The organism is Arthrobacter sp. 2YAF22_2 (assembly GCF_052114645.1).
GTDB lineage: Bacteria > Actinomycetota > Actinomycetes > Actinomycetales > Micrococcaceae > Arthrobacter.
In genome coordinates this window covers 1-4,926 of record NZ_JBFRFD010000279.1, presented here as the reverse complement: position 1 = coordinate 4,926, position 4,926 = coordinate 1, and the positions used below count along the sequence as shown (strand labels likewise).

Here is a 4,926-nt window from a genome sequence, read left to right as displayed (position 1 = left end):
CTCGGAGACGGCGCCGGTGACGATCACTGTGCGGTCTGCGGGGAATGAGGTCATGGAATTCTCCTTAGGAAGTAGGCGGCTGTCAGCCAAGGGGTGCGGGGCCAAGCTCTTCGATCAGCTTCTGCATCGCGACGTAGGCCTTGTTCCGGTAGGCCACCAGCGCGGCGGTCTGCTCGGCTGGGACGTTGAGGAAGCCGGCGCCGGTCTTGGTGCCGAGCTGCCCGGCGTCGACCTTTTCCTGCAGGATCCGCGGCGTGGCGAACCGCTCCGGGAARCCSGTYTGCAGCGACTTGTAGCAGAACGCGTACACGTCCAGGCCCGCCATGTCCGCGATCGCGAAGGGTCCGAAGAACGGCAGCCGGAAGCCGAAGGTGGTGCGGACCATGGTGTCCACGTCCTCCGCAGTCGCGATGCCCTCCTCCACCACCTGGGCGGCCTCGTGGAAGAGCGCGTACTGCAGCCGGTTGAGCACAAAGCCGGTGGCGTCCTTGACGGTGGCTGTTTCCTTGCCGGTCTCCCCCACAATGGTGCGGGCAGTCTCGATGGTGGCGGCGGAGGTGCCTTCGTGCGGGATGACTTCCACGCCGGGGATGAACGGTGCAGGGTTGGAGAAGTGCACGCCCAGGAAGCGCTCCGGGTTGGCCACCACCTCGGCCAGTTTCGCGATGGAGATGGTTGAGGTGTTGGAGCCGATGATCGCATCCGGGCGGGCCGCCGCGCTGATCCGGGCCAGGGTGCCGTGCTTGATCTCGAGAACCTCGGGCACGGCTTCTTCGATGTACTCAGCGTCGGCGACGGCTTCTTCGATGTCCTTGGCGGCCCAGAGGTTTTCCTTCAGCGTCTCGGTGGCCCCGGCAGGGAACAGTCCGGCGGCGACGAACTCGTCGGATTCTTTGAGCAGCCGCTCGTAGTTGCTTTGGGCGATCTCGGCGGAGACGTCGGCGAGGGCGACGCGGGCTCCGGCGAGGGCCAGGACCTGGGCGATTCCGCCGCCCATGTAGCCCGAACCGACGACGGCGATGTTACGAGCGGTCATGTGGTTTCAAGTCCTTCCGAAGCTCCTTCATAGGAGTGGATTGCGTCTACTTTGGCCGCGGATGCGGAGGTTTCGTCGAAGCGGTGGCCCAGCCATTCGCCTACCAGTTTCTTGGCAAGTTCCAGCCCGATCACGCGCTGGCCCATGGTCAGCACCTGGGCGTTGTTGGACAGTACAGACCGCTCCACGGAGTAGCTGTCGTGGGCGGTGACGGCGCGGATGCCCGGGACTTTGTTGGCCGAGATGGCTACGCCCAGCCCGGTCCCGCAGATCAGCAGGGCGCGGTCGGCTTCGCCGGCGGCAACCTTGCGGGCCGCCGCGACGGCCAGGTGCGGGTAGGCGGTGGTGTCGTCAGCACCGACGCCGATGTCCTCCACCGAGGCGACCCGGGGATCCGCCTCGAGCAGTTCGCGGAGCGCGTTCTTGTACTCGACGCCGGCTTCGTCATTTCCGACGACGATGCGCCAGCCGGCCGGGGAGGTGCTGGGTCCGGTGTTTTGGGGCTCATTGGTTTGAGTCAAGGGAGTACTCCTTCAGCTGTTTTCGATGGAGGCCGCGTAGTCGGCCACCCGGTCGGCGATCAGGCCGAAAGACACGGCGCCCGGGTCGGGGTGGCCGATGCTTTTTTCGGCTAGCGGCCGGGCCCGGCCCTTCTTGGGGCTGAGCGCCGCAGTGGCGTCCGCGGCTTTGGCGGCCGCGTCGGCCGCGGTCCGCAGGCTGCGGGCCAGGCCGTCGCCGTCGTCGATGGCCCGGTTGAAGACTTCGGCGAAGGGAAGCAGCGCGTCCACCATCGTCTTGTCTCCGGCTTCGGCCTTTCCCAGGGTGATGATGGCGTCCCGGAGGGCGTCGACGGCGGCGGCGGCATCGGCGGCCGTGTAGGCGTCCTTGCTGCCAAGCGCCCGGCCGACGGCAGTAACCGCAGCCCCCCAGAGCGCCCCGGAGGTGCCGCCGGCGCGCTCGGCCCACTGCTCGCCGGCCGCGGCGAGCACCTCTTCCAGCCCGGCGCCGGCGGCGTGCGACTGTTCCGCAGCGGCCACCGCCGCGTCCACGCCCCGGCGCATGCCGATGCCGTGGTCGCCGTCGCCGGCGATCGCGTCAAGTTTTCCGAGGGCTTCCTCATGTTCGACGACGACGGACTGCGCCACCCTCAGCGCGGCCACGGCGGTGGCGGCCAGTGCGGTGGACGCCGTGGTCGCGGCCAGGGCCGGCGTCGCCCCGGCCTTAGCCTGCACGGACAGGGTGCGGGCGCGGCGCGGCGCCAGGTTGCCCTTGCGGAAGGCGGGGGTGTCGGCCGGCGCGGACCAGAACTTCTCCAGTTCCTCGTCCAGCCAGAACAACGTCAGGGACAGCCCGGACATGTCCAGGCTGGTGACCAGTTCGCCGCATTCCGGTTCAACGATCTCCAGTCCGGCGGCGGTCAGCAGGGCCTCGACCTTGCCGAACAGCAGGAACAGCTCGTCGTATTTGACCGTGCCGAGGCCGTTAAGGATCGGCACGACCCGGCGGCCGGAGGTGTCCGGCTTGTCCTTGAGCAGCCCGTCCACCAGCAGCGCGGCCAGCTCGCTGGCGGTGGGCAGCGGCTGCTCGGAGATCCCGGGTTCGCCGTGGATGCCCAGGCCGACGGACATCATGCCAACGGGGACGGTGAACAGCGGTTCCGCTGCGCCCGGAAGGGTGCAGCCTGCGAAGGCGACGCCGAGGGAGCGGGTGTGGTGGTTGGCCTTGACCGCCAGCCGTTCCACCTCGTCCAGGTCCAGTCCTGCCTCGGCGGCGGCCCCGGCGACTTTGAAGACGGTAAGGTCCCCGGCAATGCCGCGGCGCTTTTCGATCTCCTCAAGCGGGGCACTGGCGATGTCGTCGGTCACCAGCACCGTGCGGGTGTCGATGCCTTCGGCGTTAAGCTTGTCCTGCGCCTGGCCGAAGTGCAGCACGTCCCCGGCGTAGTTGCCGTAGCTGAGCAGCACCCCGCCGCCGGATTCCGCTGCCTTGGCCACGCGATAAACCTGGCCCGCGGAGGGCGAGGCAAACATGTTTCCGCAGGCACTGCCCGCGGCCAGTCCGGCGCCCACCAGCCCGGCGAAGGCCGGATAGTGCCCCGACCCGCCGCCGATCACCAGAGCGACGCGGCCGTCCGGAGTCTCGGTGGAGCGGACCACTCCGCCTTCGACACGTGCCACGTACTGGCGGTGGACGGCGGCGAAGCCGTCCAGGGCTTCGTCCGCGAAGCTTGCGGGATCGTCAAATATCTTGGTCATGATTCCTCGTTGAACCGGTTGGAGCGGGTGGAACGGGCCGGGTGGCCCGGAGGCGCCGTCGGCCTAGTGGGCGGCGACGGCGGCCGGCTGCTGCCGGCCCTGGGCCACCAGGCTGGTGCCGAGGGCGTAGCCGTCGCGCTTGGGCAGGATCCGGCGGCGCAGGTAGTCCTGGTTGGCGGCGGTGACGCTGAGGCCGTCTCCGCCGTAGTGCTCGGTGCAGATGATGCCCTGGAAGCCGACCGAGATGGCGAACTGGAACGCCTCGCGGTAGCTGATCAGGCCGGATTCCATCGGGGCAGGCAACGCGACGTACTGGCCCTTGGCTCGGTTTTCGTCGCGGATGTAGTTCTTGACGTGCCAGTAGTTGGAGTACGGCAGGGTCTTCCGGACCACCTCGCGCCAGTCCTCGATGGGCCGGTGCAGTCGGACCAGGTTGCCGATGTCAGGGTTGATTCCCACGTTGGGCAGGTCGATGTCCTGGACCAGCTGCACCGAGGAGTCTGCAGTTCCAAGGTAGGTGTCCTCGTACATCTCCAGGGAGACCAGGAGGCCAAGTTCCGCGGCGTGCCGGCCGACTTCGCGGATGCGGGTGACGGCCTTGTTCCAGGTCTCCTTGTCGCCCACGGGGTCCTTATGGCCTTCGACAGTCCAGAACCAGAGCTGTTCGCGCTGTTCCGGGGTGAGTGCCTGGTGCAGGCCGATCGAGACAACTTCGCAGCCCAGCTGCGCGGCGGCGTCGATGGTGCGGTGCGTGTAGGCCAGGTTGTCTTCCCAGTTGGCCGCGTCGATCACGCTGCGGCGGATCGCCGAGATGGCGGGAAGGCCGATTCCGGCGCCGCGGGCCGCGGCCGCGAGTTCGTCCAGCCGGGCGGCGCTGAGGTCCCCGGGACGCACCCAGCTGTCAGTCAGGTCGGCGTTGGCGAAGCCTGCGTCTGCGACTTCCTGGAAGACCTGCTGCCATTCGGCGGCGGGGGCATCCTGGACGGACGTCCCGTCGGGCCGGATTCCCGGGAACTGCAGGAGGGCCGCGGTGATGGGCCAGTTTTCGGCGGTGTACGACATTGTCACTCCAAATCTTGAATCACATTTCCTATAGGATTGATCATCGAGGAAAGCTTTGTCAAGGGTTTTTAGGGACCGGACTACCGGGCAGTTAGTTGCGGACTTCGCTGTCGTGCTGGGAGCGCTGTTTGACGCCTTCAATATGGGCAACCATTTTCGCGCGCGCCAGTTCGGCGTCGCCGGCCTCGAAAGCGTGCAATATTTCGGTGTGTTCGGCGATCGCAAAGTCAGCGTCGGTGACGCCCAGGCCGCCGAAAAATCTGAAGCGCTGCACCTGCCCCCCGAGCGCGTTGTACGCGGACAGCAGGAACTGGTTGTTCGCATGCGTGGCGATGAGCCGGTGGAAGCGTTCGTCGGCCTCCCAATAAGAGCGGAACTCGGCGAAAGAGGGCCCCCGCGGCGCGGCCTTGAGGTCGGCGATGGCGTGGGCCAACTGGGCAGTCAGGTCCTTGTCGGCGCGGCGGCACGCCATGAGGGCGTTGGCAGGTTCGATTACCAGGCGCGCATCCATCAGGTCGGCCAGCTCGTCGGGGGTGAAGAGCGGAGCCACCCGGTAGCCGCGCAGGGCGGTCC

Annotated in this window: 5 protein-coding genes; all 5 read right to left on the bottom strand. The window is 67.7% G+C overall.

All coding sequences use genetic code 11. From position 1 onward, the window contains the following. Window positions 1-82 precede the first annotated feature (82 nt). On the bottom strand, window positions 83-1,036 hold the full coding sequence (locus AB4Y86_RS12080; RefSeq protein WP_441402468.1) for a 3-hydroxyacyl-CoA dehydrogenase family protein: 954 nt from the start codon (window positions 1,034-1,036) through the stop codon (window positions 83-85). Then, complete coding sequence (locus tag AB4Y86_RS12075; protein WP_441402467.1) at window positions 1,033-1,557, bottom strand: ribose-5-phosphate isomerase; 525 nt, start codon at window positions 1,555-1,557, stop codon at window positions 1,033-1,035. The genes AB4Y86_RS12080 and AB4Y86_RS12075 overlap by 4 nt, the downstream gene beginning before the upstream one ends. 12 nt (window positions 1,558-1,569) lie before the next feature. Then, the gene (dhaL, locus tag AB4Y86_RS12070; RefSeq protein ID WP_441402466.1) at window positions 1,570-3,291 is read right to left on the bottom strand and encodes a dihydroxyacetone kinase subunit DhaL; all 1,722 of its coding nucleotides are present in this window, start codon (window positions 3,289-3,291) and stop codon (window positions 1,570-1,572) included. 63 nt (window positions 3,292-3,354) lie between these two features. After that, window positions 3,355-4,353 (bottom strand): sugar phosphate isomerase/epimerase family protein, encoded by a 999-nt coding sequence (locus tag AB4Y86_RS12065; RefSeq protein ID WP_441402465.1) that lies wholly within the window; start codon window positions 4,351-4,353, stop codon window positions 3,355-3,357. Window positions 4,354-4,444: 91 nt separating this feature from the next. Next, on the bottom strand, window positions 4,445-4,926 hold a 482-nt coding region (locus AB4Y86_RS12060; RefSeq protein ID WP_441402464.1), incomplete at its 5' end, for a GntR family transcriptional regulator.

What these genes read in the sequence shown, in the direction of transcription:
- AB4Y86_RS12065 (WP_441402465.1), bottom strand. Translation starts at nt 4,353, where the DNA reads ATGTCGTACACCGCCGAAAACTGGCCCATCACCGCGGCCCTCCTGCAG.
- dhaL (WP_441402466.1), bottom strand. Translation starts at nt 3,291, where the DNA reads ATGACCAAGATATTTGACGATCCCGCAAGCTTCGCGGACGAAGCCCTG.